Annotated in this window: 10 protein-coding genes; 1 reads left to right on the forward strand and 9 read right to left on the reverse strand. The window is 46.8% G+C overall.

Annotated elements, in window-relative coordinates; genetic code table 11:
• Positions 1-361: 361 nt before the first annotated feature.
• From H6G89_RS18480 to H6G89_RS18490, 3 genes are all read right to left on the reverse strand, one after another.
• Positions 362-1,930: an NERD domain-containing protein gene (locus H6G89_RS18480; RefSeq protein ID WP_190509098.1), complete on the reverse strand. Its 1,569-nt coding sequence runs from the start codon at positions 1,928-1,930 to the stop codon at positions 362-364.
• 989 nt (positions 1,931-2,919) lie between these two features.
• Complete coding sequence (locus H6G89_RS18485) at positions 2,920-3,774, reverse strand: calcium-binding protein (protein WP_190509099.1); 855 nt, start codon at positions 3,772-3,774, stop codon at positions 2,920-2,922.
• Between the two features lie 93 nt (positions 3,775-3,867).
• Positions 3,868-6,408, reverse strand: coding sequence for a two-partner secretion domain-containing protein (locus H6G89_RS18490; RefSeq protein WP_190509101.1), 2,541 nt, complete (start codon positions 6,406-6,408; stop codon positions 3,868-3,870).
• A 142-nt stretch (positions 6,409-6,550) separates the two neighbouring features.
• Between H6G89_RS18490 and H6G89_RS18495 the strand changes: the two genes are divergently transcribed.
• The gene (locus H6G89_RS18495) at positions 6,551-7,750 is read left to right on the forward strand and encodes a calcium-binding protein (RefSeq protein ID WP_190509103.1); all 1,200 of its coding nucleotides are present in this window, start codon (positions 6,551-6,553) and stop codon (positions 7,748-7,750) included.
• Positions 7,751-7,781: 31 nt separating this feature from the next.
• On the opposite strand, the gene H6G89_RS18500 is transcribed toward H6G89_RS18495, so the two are convergent.
• The 6 genes from H6G89_RS18500 to H6G89_RS18525 all read right to left on the reverse strand — a co-directional run bounded on the left by H6G89_RS18500 (position 7,782) and on the right by H6G89_RS18525 (position 20,752).
• Positions 7,782-8,393, reverse strand: a complete 612-nt coding sequence (locus H6G89_RS18500; protein ID WP_309230025.1) for a calcium-binding protein — start codon at positions 8,391-8,393, stop codon at positions 7,782-7,784.
• A gap of 137 nt (positions 8,394-8,530) precedes the next feature.
• Complete coding sequence (locus H6G89_RS18505) at positions 8,531-9,196, reverse strand: calcium-binding protein (RefSeq protein WP_190509107.1); 666 nt, start codon at positions 9,194-9,196, stop codon at positions 8,531-8,533.
• Positions 9,197-9,324: 128 nt separating this feature from the next.
• Positions 9,325-9,783 (reverse strand): DUF4058 family protein, encoded by a 459-nt coding sequence (locus H6G89_RS18510; RefSeq protein ID WP_190509108.1) that lies wholly within the window; start codon positions 9,781-9,783, stop codon positions 9,325-9,327.
• Positions 9,784-9,868: 85 nt separating this feature from the next.
• Positions 9,869-14,188 (reverse strand): two-partner secretion domain-containing protein, encoded by a 4,320-nt coding sequence (locus H6G89_RS18515; RefSeq protein WP_190509110.1) that lies wholly within the window; start codon positions 14,186-14,188, stop codon positions 9,869-9,871.
• A gap of 156 nt (positions 14,189-14,344) precedes the next feature.
• Positions 14,345-17,161: a CHAT domain-containing protein gene (locus H6G89_RS18520; RefSeq protein ID WP_190509112.1), complete on the reverse strand. Its 2,817-nt coding sequence runs from the start codon at positions 17,159-17,161 to the stop codon at positions 14,345-14,347.
• 12 nt (positions 17,162-17,173) lie between these two features.
• Complete coding sequence (locus H6G89_RS18525; RefSeq protein WP_190509114.1) at positions 17,174-20,752, reverse strand: two-partner secretion domain-containing protein; 3,579 nt, start codon at positions 20,750-20,752, stop codon at positions 17,174-17,176.
• Between the last annotated feature and the right edge of the window lie 87 nt (positions 20,753-20,839).

Consider the following 20,839-nt stretch of genomic DNA (forward strand, 5'->3'; position numbering starts at 1 on the left):
GGAACACTCTGGCGCATACGGTGTGGATTTGGAGTATGCCTACACCATGGTGCAGGATGCGTCGCCTAGTAATACGAAAGTGGCTGCTTTAACTCATGCGTAATTGATCGTTTGCGCTGTCTCCGCTGAGCTTGCGATCGCCCTTTGCAACTTAGCGGAGGTAGATACTTTACACCTGACAGCATTCAATAAAACTATTTCACCGAGTTTAGATTGTTTTCTAATTTCTGAGGGTTCTTAGATAAATGGACGTAGCATCTACTTACTAGCAGCACTCGCTGGTGGAGATTAGCTCAGAGCGAGTGTAAAGCCGCTCTTTTAGCACTCGTCTCTCATAAACTAAATCAGTTTTCCTGTTTTCTCAAGCTGCCTTCAGTAAGGGGCGACCGCAAAGCAAATCCTCAATCTCTTTAGGAGATAGCTTATTTTTTCCTTGAGTGTAGCGATTACGCTCAGTTTCAATCTCTTCGATTATTTGAAGCAAATTATCTAAAGTTGTAATGCGATAGAACCCATCAATTTGACTGCTCACTTCACTAACATCTGCTCCCGTATCAAAAACTACAATGCCATAAACCCAAATTTTTTCTTGAGCTCCAGATTGATCGAACTTGTCACGAACATTATCCACGTAACTATGCAATTGTTCATAGGGATTTCGTCTCCGCCCGCACTTAACTGGAATTTTGATACCTGATACCTTTTGCATAAACCATGCTGTTCGTTTGGCATCTCCTTCAGCTCGAATGTTCCCCTGATAACATTTCGCTTCGATTACAAAGACACAAGCACTTGCAATCACGATATGATCAGTGACTTGACGTGTATATTTACGACGGCTAACATCTAGTCCACCTAAGCTTCGCCACTGCCCCGACTGGTGCTGAGGAGTTGCCTTGAGATATTGCCCAACCAATTGCTCAAACTTGTTCATCGTTAGATCATCCTGCTCTTCTCTTGTTTCAGCAATCTTCTTTTCAAGAGCCTTGAGTTTCTGATCATCTTGTACCTTTTGGCGGCTCAGCTCAGCTAACGATTGCTCCATTGCAGACTGTTTTTGTTGAGCCTCAAGAATCTTCTGTTCTGCCTCTTGCAATTGTTTGCGAAGCATCTCTGCAAGGGTAGTAGTTTTCTGTTTTTCCTGTTGTTGTCGTGCCAATTCATCTTGCAGTTGTTTGCAACTATGGTCGTACTCCTCTAGCTTCTGCTGCGCTTGAGCTTGCTGCTCTACTAAAGCTTGGAGCCGCCTTTGCGCAGTCGCTAAAACTTCTGCATCCCTTACCTCATTTTGCTTTTGCTGTTTAATAGCTCGCTCTAACTTTGTAATCGCAGCTTCTCGTCGTAAAATCTCATGCTGCAACTCACTCATCTTCTGATCGAAGAGATTGGTTGAACTCTTTAGAGCACGTTGATTTTCAACTTGAGTGATTGCAGCTTCTAATTCCTTAATCCGTTGGGTTTCACTTTTTTGATAGTTTGACAATTCCATCGCATATTGTTCTCGTTCTGCGATCAAAGTACTAATTTGGCTCAGTTTGCCTTGTAGTTGCTGCCGTAAGTTAACTAGTTCTCGCAGCATCCGGTCATTTTCTTGTTTTGTCTGTCGTTTTTGTAGCCACTTTTGAAACAGTAGCCACTCTACAGTACTCCAACATACCAAGCCACCGAGCAGAAAAACACTGAGCGTCAGGGCGTAATACTTGTTTGCTCCGCTGTCACTGAGGAGACTACCCGGAAGCTGCTTGAGCCAGCGGCTGTAAGCAGTTAAGAAGCTGGGGGGAATGCCACGAATATAGTAGACGCGACCGATCACACGCCCTAAATTGGTTCTTTCTGTTTTCTCCCACGTCAAATCGCGAGAGTTATCAAACCCATGTTCCTGAAATAATGGAGGTGGATCTCTTAAAAGATCATAGGGGTAATTTTCCAAATCGACCGTTCGCAACGCTGTCCGCCAACTAAGCTGGGAGTTGGTCATGTAGATGATTTGCTGACCAGGGCACTCCCTTGCAGCGGCGGTGCAGTTAGTCACAACCATACCAAACAAACCATAGTTACTATCGAGAGTGCGTTGAATTTCTAAGGAATTGTTTTTTAGCAAGGCATAGGAGAGTTTTGTTGGCAGCATTGCTCCCAGCATATTAAAGTCCGTCGTCTGCACTCTGGCAATGGTTCCCTCCCAATAGCCTTTGTGGTTGCTATAGTTTGCAGCAGTTGCTATTCCAAAAGCGGATGAAGTAATTAACAGGAATCGCCCTATAGCGTTGAGAATGGATTTCATAACTTAGGTGATTAGATCGAGTAGCGTGGAATAAGGCAGCAGTCCTTGCAGCATTGAGTTCTAGAACAGTTTGGAAATTCTCCAAGCTGAATAACTAGAAGCATCGCTTACAGATCTTGAGGCTTCCTTAAAGTTGTTCCACCAAAATCCTCTAAAACCGGATAAATTAATGTATGACCTTTGCAGACCAGAGGATAAAGTTCCTTGAGCTTTGGTGTAAGCTGATTTAGATGAATTATCTGGTGGAATAAAGGGCGATCGCATACTCCTACTGACATTGCTGTAATTGTTTGAGGGCGTTGCAAGAACGGTTACAAACCTTCTTGAAAGTAGAAACGATGGGTGTAAGTGTTCCCTAATCAAGCTCTTTCAGCATAATGAGGTTGGGTTGATTTCAACAGATTCTGCTACTAAAGTTCCTACTGCTTGTATAGCTACTGGAGTTGTTAAGCAATAAACTCAAAAATCTTAAGTCATGATGCGTACAAGCGTCTCAGCCGGTTTTCCTGTGATTTCCCGACAGTTTTTTCATTGGTAAACAAAAAGGGGGCAATGCCCCCTTAACTTTCAGAAAAAATAACACGAATAGACCAACCCGTGAAAAGCAACAGTGCGTTCACGGCATTCTTTTTGGAGAGTTAGACAACTGTGAAATTTGCAGTGGTTAGAGTGGATGATTGCACATTGAGTAGAACTGCCAGGCTATCAGTGCCATAGCTAACCAACGTGTTACGCCCAACTTGAGTCAAGGTCAGGTTGTTGGCATTTAAGTTACCCGTCAGACCAAGCTGATCGTTAAAGATACTAAAGTCACGGATTTCATCAATCCCTGCACCACGTTCTAACGCAAAGATGTTTTCACCCAAGCCACCTAGTAAGGTATCACTGCCTTGCCCGCCAAAGAGCGTGTCGCTGCTTCCTCCACCAGAGAGAAAGTCTGCACCCGTGCCTCCGACAAGGATATCCATGTCACCACCACCATAGAGGCTGTCGTCACCGGAACCCCCTTGCAGTGAGTCCATATCGCTACCACCCAGCAGGATATCATTCCCTGAACGACCAAACAGGCGATCGCTCCCATCTTCTCCCAAGATAGAATCGTTTCCCGAACCACCATCTAACAGGTCATCACCGACATCCCCCAGGATTAAGTCACTGCCTGACCCACCATTCACAGTATCGTCATCAGCACCGCCATCCAGGATATCGTCATCAGCACCACCATCAATGATGTCAGCACCAATACCACCCAGAATCAAATCATCTCCTGCACCACCTGTGAGGCTGTCATCACCACTGGCTAGCTCCAACACATCATCGCCGTAGATCAAGTCATTCCCTGATCCTCCTTCAATGACATCATCGCCAAAATCACCATAAATAACGTCATCACCAATATCACCATTGACAGAGTCATTGCCTAAACTACTGTCAATGAAATCATTACCAATTGTACCGAACAAAACATCATTACCAATTGTTCCAGTAGCCATGAGTATCTCCTGTGTAGATGTAGAATGCAGAACGCAATTTGTTCTGTTAGGAGATATTCTGTTGAAACGAGAGGTATGCAGTTTTTGTTGAATTTAACTTGGACAAATAACAGCGTTGAGTGATGCAGCGTGATGAGGACGAGCTATTAATACAACTTGACCACTAGAATTAGTAATCCACCTCTCTGCTTCAATAGGTGCATCAATAGTTCTATTTGGAGAGTTCAGTTGAGAGATATTAGCTGATGTATCTTCATGTTCTACACCAGTTGAATTCCCTAAATTGGCGAGTTGAGAGAGAATGGTTTCACTACCCAACAACTCAATCGGGTTTGGGGGCAAACCTCCCCGACCCGTCACGTAAAACTCTCCTAACTCGCGATTGGCAACGCCTCCTGCCGTACAGTTTTGAGCAATCAAGCCAGAGGCATCTGCCAGTTCTGCGGGCAATTCAACTAATCCCCGATTGGGATCATCCGGGCTATTGATGGTGACGGTTCCAGGTGCGCCAAACTGAGAACTTGCATCAATATCATTTGTAATGTTTCCGGGAATAGCTTGACGCTCTGCTAAACCTAAAATGCTGTCTGCTGTGATAGTAATTTGTCCACCAGGTCCATTAAAAGCGTTTGCAATGATGTCACTATTTTGATCAGGTAGCGCAATGACAAAGCGAGCGTTGATCGCCAGGTTGCCACCACTACCATCATTACGAGCCTCAGCTGAGATACGGCTACCTCGTTGCATAAACAGTGTATCTGCAACTTGCAATTGAATGTTGGCATTTTCACCAGATACCGCAACCGCCTCCAAAATCCCTCTATTCAAGGTAATGCGGTCTGCCGAGATGAAGAGATTACCTGGATTACCTCCAATGCCACTGACTGAAATTCCAGCGCGATCGCTGACTTCCAGTTCGCCTGTTGTGAGCCTCAAGGTTCCAGCCGTTCCTCTAGCTGCCTCGCTCGATTGAGTGAATAGACCACTTTGAGTTCCATTCTCAGCAACTCCAAACAAACTGACGCGATCGTTGGCAACAATCGTTAAATCCCCTGCATTACCACTCGACACAGTTCCTGTGACAATTTGCCCTCCCTCGGTTACCGTTAGTTGTCGAACATTAATTGTCAAATCCCCTGCATTACCACTGGAGGAGGTTGCTGTGGCAATTTGCCCTCCCTCGGTCACAGTTAGTTGTCGAGCGTTTATGGTTAAGTTTCCGGCATCTCCACTACCAATTTGAGAGGTTGTTGTGATGCTACTTGATTCACCAAGAATAATGTCTCCTGTCGTGTTGATGATTAAATTTCCAGCATCGCCACTACCCAGAGTTTTTGTTGTAATTTCTGCATTGCTCAGGTTCAGTTGATGGACTGCAATGGTTAGATCCCCAGCACGACCACTATCATCGGTGGCAGTTGAAAAAATCGTTTCATCTTGAGCCGTAAATCGGTCTGCTTGAATCTCAAGGCTACCGCCATTGCCTGTTGATCCCACATTAGTTCCTGAAGAAATCACACTATTGCTGACATCAATCGCTTCTAGCGCACGAAGTCTGATTGACCCAGCAGCCCCGGTTGAGGAGGTTGTTGCGAAAATACGAGAGTTATCGGTAATGGAAAGCGATCGCCCCCGAATATTAATATCTCCACCATTTCCTGCCCCTCGTGCACTGCTGCTAATGCGAGCAAATTGAGCCGTTACCGTATTTCCAGCTTGTATCAAAATGGCTCCAGCATTTCCAGTCACATTGAGAGGCACAGCACTAAATAGGGAACCTCCATTCAAAATAGAAATGTTGTCATCTGCTCGTAACGAAACTGTCCCTGCATTCGTACCTCCAAAGAGAGTACTGGGAGAAGAACTGATGCTAGCCTGGTTTGCAATTAAAATATTCCCGCTCGATCTGAGATCGATATTGCCCCCAATATTTTGAATGACGGATGAAAAACCATCCAGCACAATAGCTTGAGTCGCATTCAGTTGGATTTGTCCCTCAGTGATTGATATGGTTCCAATGTTAGTGATGTTGCCACCCCATAGGGTAAGGGATTGACCAGTACCCACTTCCAAAATCCCTTCGTTAACAATGTCTCCAGGAATACGCTCTCCGAATTGCAATCCAACTGGAACGTTAATGGTCAAAAGTGGTGGAGCCTGCGGATTGGTCGCACTAAACTCACTACCGTCTGGGAATGTAAAGCGATCGCCTGTGCTGGCTGTAAATGATCCTCGAATATCGAGCATTGCATCCGAACCAAAGACAATGCCGTTGGGATTCAGCAGGAATAAATTTGCACTGCCGTTAACCCCCAACGTTCCTAAAATATTAGACGGATTGTCTCCGGTGACGCGCGTGAGAATATGGCTCACTTGTGATGGGTTGCTGAAGTAAACCCGTTGATTAGCCCTGACATGGAACTCAGAAAAGCTATGAAACAAATAGGCTCCTCGAATGGAGCCTCCATTAACGAGAGTCGCTGGAAGAAACCCGACCCGACCACTGGCGGTTGAAGAGGCTTCTGTACCCAACGTGCTATCCGGCGTAATTTGGGCGATCGCAGGAGTATCAGCCATTCCAGTGCTGATGAAGACTACAGAACCAATAACAGCGATCGCCAATGAGTGATTCATATTGCAGGGTGTGTTCTATTTCAATTAAGAGCGCATCCTTGTAGATAAACTTACCGCAGTTTGATACTCTCTTGGTAGAAAATACTGGATCATTTTATCCTGCTTACACCCGCACCAACTTTCAACATTGTGGAGCACTACTATGGCTGTTTTACGTGGCAATGGTCGAGGAAACCGCTTAAGAGGAACGAGAGGACGAGATTCAATCTTTGGTTTAGCCGGAAATGACAACCTCTTTGGACTCGGAGGAGGGGATAGTTTAGACGGTGGAAACGGCAACGATATTTTAGATGGTGGAGCAGGAAATGATCGCCTAATTGGAGGGCGAGGCGATGATATTTATGTGGTTAACAGTGTTGGCGATCGCGTCCTTGAGCGAGCCGGACAAGGAACAGATACCGTTCGAGCTTCCGTCAGTTGGGTCTTGGCAGACAACCTGGAAAAATTAGAGCTAATAGGGAATGCAGCCATTAATGGCACAGGCAATTCCTCAAATAATGTACTTACTGGGAATAATGCCAACAACACCCTTTCAGGTGGCGGCGGCAATGATGGCATCTTTGGGCAAGGTGGCAACGATGTGTTAGATGGCGGTGTTGGTGCAGACACGATGTTGGGTGGTGCAGGCGATGATATCTATTTGGTTGATGATACCGTTGATTTAGTCAACGAGAAGGCTGTTAACACTGAACAGCAATTTGTCAGTATTGGAACAGCATTACCAACCCTGCCGGATGCAGGAGGGAGTGATCTCGTACAAGCGAGTATTGATTATATTTTGCCAACTGATGTTTCCATTAACGGGGCGATCGAAAATCTTCAGTTGGTAGGCACTGCTGATTTAGCTGGCATAGGAAATGGGTTAAACAATGGCATCATTGGAAACAGTGGCAGCAACACTTTAAGTGGTGCAGGAGGTGATGATGTACTGGCAGGAGGTGCGGGGGATGATTTTTTGTCAGGTGGTACAGGACTCGATGGCTTTGTCTATGCAACAGGAGCGTTTTTTTCAGCGGGTGCGATCGGTCTAGATCTGATTAGTGATTTCACCTCAGGAGAAGATCTGATTGCTCTCTCAAAAACAACTTTTGGTTTGAGTAGTAATGTAAACGGTAGCCTTTCAGCCTCAGGAGATTTTGCGCGAGTATCTTCTGAGGCATTTGTAGCGACTAGTAATGCATTAGTTGTTTACAGCACACTCACTGGTTCTCTCTATTTCAACCCAAATCGTAGTGCTGCTGGACTTGGAGTTTCTTCTGGTGATACTGCATTTGCATTAGTGGCAACTTCCTTATTTACTCCTCCATTTCTTACTGCATCAGATTTTTTGGTCATCAGTTGACGCAGTAATTCATTCCTCCAGCACTCAAAATCTACATAGCAATAAATTGATTACTGGTGACTTGATTGACTTGAATACCAACAAGAGTAGCTAATCGATCGCTGCCGAAACTGATGATGGTGTTGCGTCCGGACTGGGTGATGTCCAGGCGATTAAAAGATAAACCTTGCCCTAAGCCAAGGGAATCTTGCCCCACTTGGAAGTCTCGAATAACATCTGAGCCAATGCCTTTTTCAAGAACAAACACATCCCGACCCAAACCGCCGACGAGCCGATCATTTCCTCGACCGCCATACAATCGATCGCTGCCGTCTCCTCCCTGTATCTGATCGTTACCAATGCCTCCGTAGAGGCGATCGCTGCCTTGATCTCCTCTCAGAAAATCACGTCCTGCACCACCATTCATGTGATCATCATCAGCACCACCAATCAACCTATCGTTGTTTCCTAATCCTGTGATGCGATCGCTACCAGCCTGCCCGTTAAGAATGTCAGCTTGTGCAGTTCCAACGAGAATGTCATCTTCGTTAAGGGTGGAAACAGAGGTGGTTACATCTACTGGGTCAGAATCATCTTGAATATCATCTTCGACACCAGTGATAACGAAGTTGTTTTCTGTGAGTGGTGCATCGTGCCAAACGATTTTATAGAAATGGTGTTACAAAGCAGTGCAGCAATTCTGACATTCCGTTACTTTATCCATTACACCAACTCAGCAGAAAAGGTCATGGCTAAACCATGACCTGAACGAACATTTTGTATGTCATCAATAGAGCTTTCTCAACCTGCAACAAAGTCACGGAAGGCAGATACATTAGTTGTATCTTGAACGATCGCAACTAGCTCGTAGCCTTTATAGATGGCGGTGTCAGTAGCAGTCGTTCCAACCCCATAATTCCAATTTTTGTCCATCCAGTAGTCATAGACGCTGCCGTTCACTTGCAGTTTATCCCCTTCCCAGGCAGAGAAGTCGGTAATGACGGCATAGCCATAGGAGCCATCGCCTGTGTAGTAAGTGCCGTTATACCAATCGCCTAACGCAAATGTATCAGCTTCAGTGCCACCAGAGAGATAATCGACTTCATAGAGCGTGTGACCATACCCTTTGATGTAGTCGTAACCTGATTCGCCATAGAGAGCATCACTGCCAGTACCGCCTACTAAGGTATCGTTGCCATAGGAACCTAACAGACTATCTGCTCCACTATCACCTTGAATGTAGTCTTCGCCAAAGCCACCATCAAGGTAGTCGTCATTCTCACCGCCGTATAAGTAATCGTTGCCATAATCACCAACAACAAAATCATTACCCCAGTCACCGACTACAACATCATTGCCCCAGCTTGCATAAACTACGTCATCACCCCAGCTTGCATAGATTGTATCGTCATAGGTTGTGCCAACTAGGTAATCGTTGTAGATAGAGCCAAAGATTTGGTATGTCATGGTCGTTTCTCCTGTGGTGTTAGATCAGTTGAGTTACTTGAGAAAAGTTTGTTTTCTCTCTTCACCCATTCCTATTCCAGGGATTCGACAGGTATGCAGTTTTATGGATATAGCCGTAACCAACTCTGTTAGGACAAGGGAACTAAGCTCCTTTGTCGTTTTTGTCGATAGGGAGTTAATCCTGGCTCTCGCTTGTGGATCGGAGAGAAGATCTGAATGCAAGTCACTAATGTGTTGTTGGCAGTGTCCCGAATTTCAACGGTTGAAATACGAACATCAATGGGTTGAATCATCGGTAGAGTCAGCGGTGCAGGGGTGACTGCAATACTGCTGCGCTCGCTTGAGAAGGGCAATGTTGGAGACGGCTGAGTGATATTTCGCTGTAAAACTTCTACATCTGGATAAAGAATACCAATTTCGCTTTCTGGGGCTGTATCCTGCACTAAATAAATCTCTAAACGAGCCGTGTAGCGGGGTCGTAGCTTTGGAGTCAATTGCTGCCGAATTTTGTTAGCGAGTGCGTTATGCACATCAACCCAAAGATATCCTTCTAGATAGGGGTCCATTCCCGGAAATGGTGATGGCATCGCAAAACTCCCAAACATCAGCCTCTCATCTCAATTCTAATGGCGATCGCTATTGCCAGGATTATAAAACCAGGTAGAGTGGCTGCTAGCTAGAACAGTGGGTAGAGAGGGGCGATCGCTCCGACTGATTCGATTCCTGAGCGATGAGCATCACGGCTCCCTCTGCATTGACGACCCATCCCTGTGCCTCAACAATTTCAGCGGAAGATTGTGAATTTTGTGGGTTAGAGACGCGATTAATCGCGTCTGTACCGAGTTGTGAGTTAGAGACGCGATTAATCACGTCTGTACTGGCAAGTTGGGTTAATACGGTTTCACCGCCTAACACCTCAGTGGGACTGGGCGGCAATCCGCCCCGACCTGTGACGACAAACTCACCCAACTCCGATGCCGTAGAACCCCCCGTTGGACAGTTTTGAGCAATCTGCTGTGTGGCATCCGTAACATCTGTGGGAAGTTCGAGCAATCCCTGCCGAGGATCAATATTAGGCGTATTAACCGCCACTACTCCCTGCACACCTTGCTCTGAACTAGCAGTAATATCGCTGAGTGGAGTTACAAACGCTCTAGGAGTAATGCCAAACAAGCCTTGAGTCGTGATGTCAACTCTGCCACCGTTGCCTCTGGCTGCATTCGCGGTGATGTCGCTGTTTTCAGTTGGAACTGCCACAATGAAGTCAGCATCAATGCCAATGTTGCCACCATCGCCCCCCGCACCCGTCGTTCCGGCATTGGTGGAAATGCTGCTTTGTTCGCGTAACAACAGTTGATCCAGATTGGTTAAGACAATATTGCCACCATCCACGGTTTGAGTCTCAGCAATCAACCGACCCTGATTAGCAAGCCGCACTGAACCCGCTCGAATTAGCACATCCCCTGCTGCACCACTACCCAGGCTGTTGACCTCAACTCTGGCTCCATCCTCAACTCTGAACTGATCGGTGTTGATGCGGATTGTGCCTCCTTGACCTCTGGAGTTACGAACGGTGTTAGCAAACAGACCACTGGTTGGGTCAGATCCACTTAACAAAAGGGTATCTCGAATATTGAGCGTAATGTTACCTGCTTGTCCTTGATTGGTGGTTGTAGTAATGATTCGTCCTCCGTTGGTTGCCTCAAGGGTGTTAGCATTGACGATGATATTGCCCCCTCGAAACGCATTAATAGTTTGAGCACTGATCACGGCTCCATTTGAGATGCGAAAAGAATTGGTATTGAGGGTAATCACACCTGCTTGTCCTTTTCCAGCCGTTGCTACAAATAATCCACTCGGCAACCGATTTTGAGCATTTGTTCCACTTACATTGATACGATTGCGAGCGTTAATAAAGACATTACCTGCATTACCTTCACCAAAAGTGCTAGCAAGGATTAGAGCACCATTTGTTAAAGAAAGAGAACCAGTGGCGATTCGTACCCCTCCTCCTTGTCCTCTACCGTGTGGTTCAACATTGCTAGTGATGGCAGTAAGAGAGTGTCTATTAGGGCTAACACCATTTATGGAAATGCGATCGCGAGCGTTAATAAAGACATTACCTGCATCACCTTGACCAGAAGTGCTAGCAGAAATTTGAGCACCATTGGTTAGGAAAAGAGAGTCAGTAGTGATACGTACATCTCTTCCTCGCCCTCTACCAAACTGTCCAACTCTGCCAGCAATCATAGTAAGAAATCGTCCATCAGAACTAGCACCATCTAGAGAAATGCGATCGCGAGCGTTAATAAAGACATTACCTACATCACCTTGACCAAAAGTGCTAGCAGAGATTTCAGCACCATTGCTTAGGAAAAGAGAACTAGTAGTGATACTTACATCTCCTCCCTGTCCTATACCGCCTTGTTCAACAGCACTACCAATCAGAGTAGGAAATTGTCCATTAGGATTAGCACCATCTAGAGAAATGTGGTCGCGAGCATCGATAAACACATTACCTGCATTACCTTGACCAAAAGTGCCAGCAGAGATTTGAGCACCATTAATTAAGGCAAGAGAGCCAGTGGTAATCCGTACATTTCCTCCTTGCCCTCTACCGCTTTGTTCAACAGCACTACCAATGAAAGTAGGAGATTCTCTATTAGAAGTAACACCATCTAGAGAAATGTGGTCGCGGGCATCAATAAAGATATTGCCTGCATTACTTATACCCAAAGTGTCAGCAGAAATCTGAGCACCATTGCTTAGGAAAAGGGAGCCAGTAATGATCCGTATATTTCCTCCTTGCCCTATACCGCGTTGGTTGGTTCTGCTAGTGATACCAGTAACAGATTGTCCATCAGGATTAGCACCATCTAGAGAAATGCGATCGCGGGCATCAATGAGGATATTACCTGCATTACCTTCACCAGAAGTGCTGGCGGAGATATAAGCACTGTTGGTTAAGGCAAGAGAGCCAGCAGAAAGACGTATATCTCCTCCTTGACCTCTGCCAGATTGTTCAACAGCACTACCAATACCAGTAAGAAATTCTCCGTTAGGGCTAGCACCATCTAGAGAGATGTAATCGCGAGCATTAATAAACGCATCACCTGCGTTACCTTGACCAAAAGTGCTAGCAGAGATTCGAGCACCATTGGCTAGGAAAAGAGATCCAGTGGTAATCCGTACATTTCCTCCTTGTCCTCTACCGTGTTGATTAACATCACTACTAATGAAAGTATAAGATTCTCCATTAGGACTAACACCGTCTAGAGAAATGCGATCGTGAGCATCAATAGAGACATTACCTGCATTACCTTCACTAGAAGTATCAGCAGAGATTTGAGCACCATTAGTTAAAGAGAGAGATCCAGTGGTAATCCGTACATTTCCTCCTTGCCCTCTAGCCAGCTGATTAACATCACTACTAATGAAAGTATAAGATTCTCCATTAGGACTAACACCGTCTAGAGAAATGCGATCGCGGGCATCAATGAGGATATTACCTGCATTACCTTCACCAGAAGTGCTGGCGGAGATGTAAGCACCGTTGGTTAAGGAAAGAGAGCCAGCAGAAAGACGTATATCTCCTCCTTCACCCCTACCAAATTGTTCGACATTACTACCAATACCAGTGAGAAACTCTCCATTAGGGCTAGCACCATCCAGAAAAATACGATCGCGAGCATCCATAAAGATATTACCTGCATTTCCTTGACCAAAAGTGCCAGTAGAGATTTGAGCACCATTGGTTAAGGAAAGAGAACCAGTGATTATTTGTACATCCCCTCCTTTTCCTTTACCCATTTGTGAAACAACGCTACCAATAGCAGTAGAAGCTTGCCCATTAGGATTAACACCATCTAAAGAAACGCGATCGCTAACTTCTATAACTATGTTTCCTGCATTGCCCTGCCCAAGCGTGCTAGAAACTATTCGTGAACCGTCCCTGAGGCTCAAAAATCTAGCTCTAATGTTGATATTGCCACTATTGCCGGTAGCAAAACCAACGGCGTTAGCAAGTAAACTTGCTTGCAGAAGTTGAATGTCTCCAGTTGCGTTTAGGATTAAATTACCTGCTTGGCTATCTGCTGTACCTGAATCGAGGAGAATGCTAGTTAGCAAGCCACTACCATTTGAGAGGGTGATATTACGAGCTAAAATAGTAATATTCCCACCATTGTCAGAGCTGGTATTTACAATAGCACCATTATTAAACAGGACATTCCCACGCCCTACCTCATCAGGTAAGCTGAGACTGCCATCAGCGTTTAGGCTAATCACTCCCGTACTAACAGTTGCACCAACATCAATTCGTCCACCTGGTGCATTTAAGAGACCACCACTAATGTTGATATTACCGCCCGCAAATGTAAGATTTTGGCGATCGGGCACTTGTAATCTTGCAAAGTTGCTGTCGATATTTCCTGGATTAATTTGATTGAAGAGGAATGCTGATGGATTGACAGTTAATAGTGGAGAAGGGGCTTCAGGATTAGTCGCACTAAAGAAACCTTGATCACTAAACTGAAGTACGTTGGCAGTGCTAGTAACAAACGAACCACCAATAGCAATACTCGCATTTGGACCAAAGAGAATACCATTGGGATTGATCAAAAAGAGATTGGGGTTAGATGTAACTCCAGTATCATTCAAGATACTCAAAGTTCCTAAAATTTCCGATCGTGTGTTTCCGGTGACTCTCGCTAAAATATTTTGAATGTTGTTACTTGGGTTTAGAAAATAGGCTTCACGCCCCTCACTGACACTAAACTCCTGAAAACTATGAAATAAGTTTCTCCCTCGGACTGCCCCTTGATCAATCCCATCGACAGGTAAACCAAAGGTATCCAATGATGTCACCCTCGATTGTTCTGCACCAAGGGTGTTATCCGGAATAATGCGGCTCTGGGCAAAAGCATGACTTGGAGCCAAAACAACGATTCCTAAGCCGATGAGTAGAGGTGTAAATAGGGGCGATGATCGCATTCTTATCTCCTAATGAAATGTGTGGTCTGATCCCTGCCCCCCTTACGAAAAGGGGGGAACCGAGCCAGCCCTGGGTGAAGTCCCCCTTTTGAAGGAGGATTTAGGGGGATCGTGCAAGGTTTGAGCATCCTAATCGAAGTAGTTTGGGTAAGGGGTTTACTGCCAGTTCCCAATCAGCACATACGGTGCCCAGTAGAACGGATTATTAAACTCATCACTCTTTAGCAGAGCCAGTTGTGCCTCTTGCAGTGCAACGGCTTTACTGATATTGGGTTGCGCCAGTTGTTGATAAAACTGACTCATCATCAGTGACGTTGATTTATCGCCGACCTGCCATAGCGTTGCTACCGTACTTCGGGCACCCGATCGCACTGCCATTCCTGCTAATCCCAATGTGGCGCGATCGTCCCCTGCGGCAGTTTCACAGGCACTCAATACTAACAACTCCAATGCCCCTCCCTCACGAATCTCAGTGGCTTGCAACAAGGTACGGAGTTGGTTGATGTCCAGACGGTCGTCATAGGTGAGGATATAGGTTTCCTGTAAGCGAGAGCTAAATTTGCCGTGAGTGGCGAGATGCACCACTGGAAAGGGAACCGCATTCAGAGCCGTTTCAAAGTTGTTGTTAGTAAACTCCTGGTTCAACAACACACGGCTATCTTGAATTTGTGAGCCAATTTGCTGAAGCTCCGAGTCCACGCCTGTCAACGGTTCAAAACCTGCTCGTGCTTCGCTGAGTCCTGCGACCAGTGCCCGCAATCTTTCTTGAAAGAGGGGGCGGGATTCCAGCAGTTGTAACCCCGGTGTCAGAGCGATCGCATACTGTTCAATCAAATACTGGTTGCCATCGTGCAACACCGACATCGGCACGTTTCGTAAGGCACCATCCAATACAAACACCAACGTTTTTGTACCGCTAGATTGAAGTTGGGGGGCAATCGGGCAAATCAGCCAATCGTAGAGTTGTTGCATTAGTGGCAAATACCTCGATTCATTAAAACCAGTTTGCCGAATGAATCGTTGTACTTGATTTACAGTGGAGGCAATATTCTCAGGGGTTGCCCTAGCATCCAGTGGAGTGGCGTAATAGGTGAGGTCTTGCCCCGGCAATTTCACGACAACAGCAAGGCGATCGGGCAACAGGATGGGATATAACACTGCCGTCTCGTTATCCACCAGTTCATCGACTAATTCGGGCTGCGCGGTGAGACAGGCTTCTCTAAAAAAGTTGTCTAATTCCGCTAACTGTAACGACTCAATCACATCTCGTGCCGTTGTCAAATTTTCACTACTGGGATTTCCCTGATCAGACTCTAACAACAACGCAACGAGTTCTCGGTGAATCGGTTCAATCGTCTCTCGGAAAGAGAATTGTTCTTCTGGGGTAATGGCAATTAAATCACTACGGATTAACTTTAATGTGTTCACTGCTTCTTTATAAGCGGCGATCGCGGCATCAGTCTGTCCCTGCGTTTTGAGGAGTCGTCCTAACTGCCATTGCCAGCGATAGGAGATGTCAGACGCTTCGATTTCTTGTGCCTGTAACAACGCCTGACGAGTGAGGGATTTAGCTTGCTCCCATTCCTCCGTTTGCTCGTACACACTGCCCAGAACACCCAACGCATAGGAGCGCGATCGCTGATCCTGCAATGCCTCTGCCTGTTGAAGGGCACGAGTCAAAATCTGTTTCGCATACGCTACGTAGGAGTTTAAGTTGGCATTCCCTACCCGTTGATCATGTAACTTCATCACATTCTCTGCCAGATTGATCTGGGCATAGATAGCAGTACGACTGACGGGTAAGGCTTGTGTTTGCTGGGTCAGTGGCGCAATCAACGCGATCGCCTCTGACCACTGCTCTCCTACAATCAGCAGGTTGAGTTGATTCAGGCGGCTCTGAACGCGAGTTGTGGCAATTGCGCTTGTGTCGGCAGATTGTTCATACAGGGTGATCGCTCGTTGCAGTTGAGTTTCAAATGCCAAGGCGTACTCAATACCCCGAATTAAACGCCCAGTTGCCCTCTGCCGGATTAAATCTGCGGCTTCAGCAGGAGTGAGAATTACTTCTCTTAAACTCAGATCCGACAATGCCTGACCGTAGATCACATTCGCCAAAGCAAACTGGGTCGCAGCGATCGCTTCTCGGTCGTTTAATTCCTGTGCGATCGCCAGTCCTCTTTCTAATACCGCTCTGGCTTGCTGCAAGTTGCCTGTTACTCGCAATGCCTCTCCTAAACTGCGGAGTGCAGCAGCATGAGTGGTAGTCGCAGACACCGTTTCTAGCGGAGGAATGTCTGTCTCCGTCCTATCAGGATTCAGCAGTTCATTTTCTAAATCTAATGCGGTAATTAGAGTCGTGATTGCCCGTCGATATAAACCCAATGCTTGCAACGCCTGCGCCTGGTTCACCTGACTGGCGATCGCCCGCTCCGAATCACCTAACTGAGTGTAAATCGCAGTTGCCCGTTCCCAACTGTCGAGTGCCTGGGTTGCCTGTCCCTGCGCCAGTTGCAACGTGCCCTGTATATCCAACACCTGTGCCAATTCAGCACCCTGATCTCGCAACAGTTCCACACTCTGAGCGATCGCTGCATTTGCCTCAGCCCAAGCACCCAACTGCTGGTAGGTCAGTGCCAGATTTCCAAATGCTAACCCCTGCCGGATGGAATCTCCCTGCGCCTGATATGCTTGAGCCGCTTCCTGGAAGGCGATCGCGGCTTCGCTATAGCGTCCGTTGGTGTAGAGCGATCGGGCTTGTTGGTCGAGGGTGGATGCTCTGCTGCCCCCTAAATCCCCCAATATTGGGGGGCTTTGATCCCCCCTGCCCCCCTTCAAAAGGGGGGTGCCGAAGGTGGGGGGATTTTGAGGAGGCTGAATTGCCCCCAAAACGGGAGGTGTGAAGATGCAAAATAAGGTGGCGATCGCGGTTAACAGTGTGAATTTGACCGATCGCCCAAATCGAATTCGCTTCATGGGAGGTGTCCTTTAGGAGGGGGTGTTAGCAGCCGTACAGGTTGGTAGAACAAGTGACGGGGATTGAGGGGTGTGGGCGATGAGTGACACCTGACCATCGGCATCAATGACCCAACTTTGGGCTTCGGCGATCGCATCGTTAGAGAGTTCTGAGTTTTGAGAGACGCGATTAATCGCGTCTGTACTGGTGGAGTCTGCATCAGCGAGTTGGGTTAAGACTGTCTCGCCTCCTAACACCTCAGTGGGACTGGGTGGTAATCCTCCCCGTCCTGTGACGACAAACTCACCCAGTTCAGATGCAGTGGAGCTATCCGTTGGGCAGTTTTGAGCAATCTGTTGCGTGGCATCGGTGACATCGGTGGGAAGTTCGAGTAAACCCTGCCGAGGATCAACATTGGGCGTATTAACCGCCACCACCCCTTGAACCCCCTGCTCTGAACTGGCGGTGATGTCACTGAGTGGAGTCAGAGACTCTCTAGGAGTGATGCCAAACAAGCCTTGAGTGGTTACGTTAACTCTGCCACCATTGCCTCTGACTGCATTCGCGGTGATGTCGCTGTTTTCAGTTGGAACTGCCACAATGAAATCGGCATCAATGCCAATGTTGCCGCCATCTCCTCCCGCACCCGTTGTTCCAGCATTAGTGGAAATGCTGCTTTGTTCGCGCAACAACAGTTGATCCAGATTGGTTAAGACAATATTGCCACCATCCACGGTTTGAGTCTCGGCAATCAATCGACCCCTATTAGAGAGCCGCACTGACCCCGCCCGAATTCGCACATCCCCTGCCGCACCGCTGCCCAAGCTGTTGACCTCGACTCTGGCTCCATCCTCAACTCTGAACCGATCGGTGTTGATGCGAATCGTGCCCCCTTGACCACTGGAGTTGCGAACGGTACTGGCAAACAATCCGCTATCCGCTCCTTGATTGCTAATGGCATCAGGGAAGCGTCTTTGTCGAACTGCAAAGGTGGGGTCAGAGCCACTTAGCAGAAGGTTGTCTCGAATGTTGAGGGTAATCGTGCCTGCCTGCCCTCGATTCGTCGTGGTGGCAATGACTTGTCCTCCACGGGTTGCCTCAAAGGTGTTGGCATTAATCGTGACATTACCACCTCGAAATGCATTAGATGTTTGAGCGTTGATTATGGCTCCATTCGAGATGCGGAAAGAGTTAGTGGCGATCGTGACATTTCCTCCCTGACCTCTGGCATCACTAAAAGTTCTTGTCAAGAATCTACTTGGGAATCCACTGTGGGGGTTGACTCCATCGAGAGAAATGTGACCGCGCGCCTCAATCGAGACATTACCTGCATCACCTTGACTAAAAGTGCTAGCGGAGATTTGAGCACCATTGGTTAAGGCAAGAGAGCCAGTGGTGATGCGGACATCTCCACCATTGCCTATAGCTCCTGTGTCAACGCTGCTAAAAACACCACTAGGAATAGGAATGCGACCATTAGCACTTCCGTCATCAATAGAAACAGTGTTATGAGCATTGATAATTACACCCCCTGCATTACCTTGTCCAGAAGTGCCAGCATTAATTTGAGCACCGTTGGTGAGAAGAAGAGCCTCCGTTGTAATGCGGATGTTTCCACTGTTACCGATGGCTCCTGTTTCAACACTACTAGAAACACTACTTGAAAAACTCCCATCAGCAGTAGTGCCATCTAAGGAGACCGTATTACGGGCATTGATGATGACATTTCCTGCATTACCTTCACCAAAAGTGCCAGCAGAGATTTGAGTACCATTGCTTAAGGAAAGAGAGCCAGTGGTGATGCGGACACTTCCTCCCTGCCCTCTGCCTAGTTGTTCAACAGTGCTACGAATGCCAGTAGAAAGTCCATCAGGAGCAATCCCACCTAGAGAAATGCGATCGCGAGCATCAATGAAGATATTGCCTGCATTACCTTCACCATTAGTGCCAGCACTTAGTAGAACCGCATTGGTGAGGGAGAGAGAACCCGTCGTGATGCGAATGTCTCCACCATTGCCGATGGCTCCCGATGCAACAATACTAGAAACACCAATTAAATCATTGGTAGTAGTTCCATCTAGAGAAACCGCATCACGAGCCGTGATGATAATATTCCCTGCATCACCTCGCCCAGAAGTGCTAGAAGATAATATAGCGGAACTGGTGAGGGAGAGGGACCCTGTAGTAATGCGAATGTCTCCACCATTGCCGATGGCTCCTGCTGCAGCACTACTAGAAACGGCACTCGGAGCAAGCCTATCAGCATTAGCACCACCTAGAGAAACCGCATCACGAGCCGTGATGATAATATTCCCTGCATCACCTCGCCCAAAAGTATCAGAAAATAATGCAGCAAAATTGGTGAGGGAGAGGGACCCTGTAGTGATGCGAATGTCTCCACCATTGCCGATGGCTCCCGTTGTAACAATACTAGAAACACCAGTTGGATCACTCGTATCAGCAGTAGTTCTACCGTTTAGAGAAACTATATCACGAGCATCAATAATTAAATTGCCTGCATTACCTTGTCCGAAGGTGCCAGTACTTATTTGCGAACCGTCCTTGATGCTTAGAGATCTAGCCCTAATGTTGATGTCACCACTGTTACCAGTAGCAGAGAAACCAACGACGTTCAGAAGGCTATTTGCTTGTAGAAGTTGAATGTCTCCAGTTGCATCCAGGACTAAATTACCTGCTTGACTGTCTGCTGTACCTGAATTAGAGGCAATACCAGTTAGCAAACTACCGCGATTTAAGAAGGTTATATTACGAGCTGAAATAGCAATATTTCCACCACTGTCAAAGCTGGTATTTGCAACAGCACCATTGTTAAACAAGACATCCCCACGCATAATTTCATCAGGTATGCTGAAACTGCCATCAGCATTTAGGCTAATCGCTCCTGTGCTAGCAGTTGCACCGATATCAATTCGTCCACCTAGCGCGCTTAGGCTACCACCAGTAATATTGACATTACCACCCAGAAGCGTAAGATTTTGGTGATCGGATACTTGAAGCTGTGCAAAATTACTATCAATATTTCCTGGATTAATTTGGTTGAATAAAAATGCTGACGGATTGATAGTTAATAGCGATGAAGGAGCCTCAGGATTAGTCGCACTAAAGAAACCTTGATCACCAAACTGAAGTGTGTTTGCAGTGCTGGCAACAAAGGAACCGCCAACATCTAACTGGGCATTGGGACCAAAAATAATGCCATTAGGGTTGAGGAGAAATAAATTGGCGGCTCCATCTACGCCCAACGTTCCCAAGATGTTGGAAACATTGTTTCCGGTAACGCGACTGAGAATATTTTCCACTCCAGCCGGATTCGAGAAATAGACTCTCTGTCCGTCATTAACGTTGAATTCTCGAAAACTGTGAAATAGGTTGGCTCCCCGTGCCGCACCGCCATCAATCCGGTCACTCACTCCACCGCGAATCGTGACACCCGGAGTCACCACCGATCGCTCATTACCCAATGTATCGTCAGGTACAATTTGGGCGATGCGAAGCATTTCTCCCTCTAGGGCGATCGCTCCCTCACTAATCAAGATAGCCCCCGCTACCAATCCCACGGTCAACCCACGTTGCCAGTTGCGATCGCTCATACTGCTGCACCTTGAAATAGCGGTTTAGGATTAATTAGTAGCCAGAGTTAATAGCAAGATATCATGTCTTTTGCTGATAGAAAGTGG

Source organism: Oscillatoria sp. FACHB-1407, assembly GCF_014697545.1.
Taxonomy (GTDB): Bacteria; Cyanobacteriota; Cyanobacteriia; order Elainellales; family Elainellaceae; genus FACHB-1407.

Coding starts and splice junctions, on each gene's coding strand:
- H6G89_RS18485 (WP_190509099.1), bottom strand. CDS start 3,774: ATGGCTACTGGAACAATTGGTAATGATGTTTTGTTCGGTACAATTGGT.
- H6G89_RS18490 (WP_190509101.1), bottom strand. CDS start 6,408: ATGAATCACTCATTGGCGATCGCTGTTATTGGTTCTGTAGTCTTCATC.
- H6G89_RS18495 (WP_190509103.1), top strand. CDS start 6,551: ATGGCTGTTTTACGTGGCAATGGTCGAGGAAACCGCTTAAGAGGAACG.
- H6G89_RS18505 (WP_190509107.1), bottom strand. CDS start 9,196: ATGACATACCAAATCTTTGGCTCTATCTACAACGATTACCTAGTTGGC.
- H6G89_RS18510 (WP_190509108.1), bottom strand. CDS start 9,783: ATGCCATCACCATTTCCGGGAATGGACCCCTATCTAGAAGGATATCTT.
- H6G89_RS18515 (WP_190509110.1), bottom strand. CDS start 14,188: ATGCGATCATCGCCCCTATTTACACCTCTACTCATCGGCTTAGGAATC.
- H6G89_RS18520 (WP_190509112.1), bottom strand. CDS start 17,161: ATGAAGCGAATTCGATTTGGGCGATCGGTCAAATTCACACTGTTAACC.
- H6G89_RS18525 (WP_190509114.1), bottom strand. CDS start 20,752: ATGAGCGATCGCAACTGGCAACGTGGGTTGACCGTGGGATTGGTAGCG.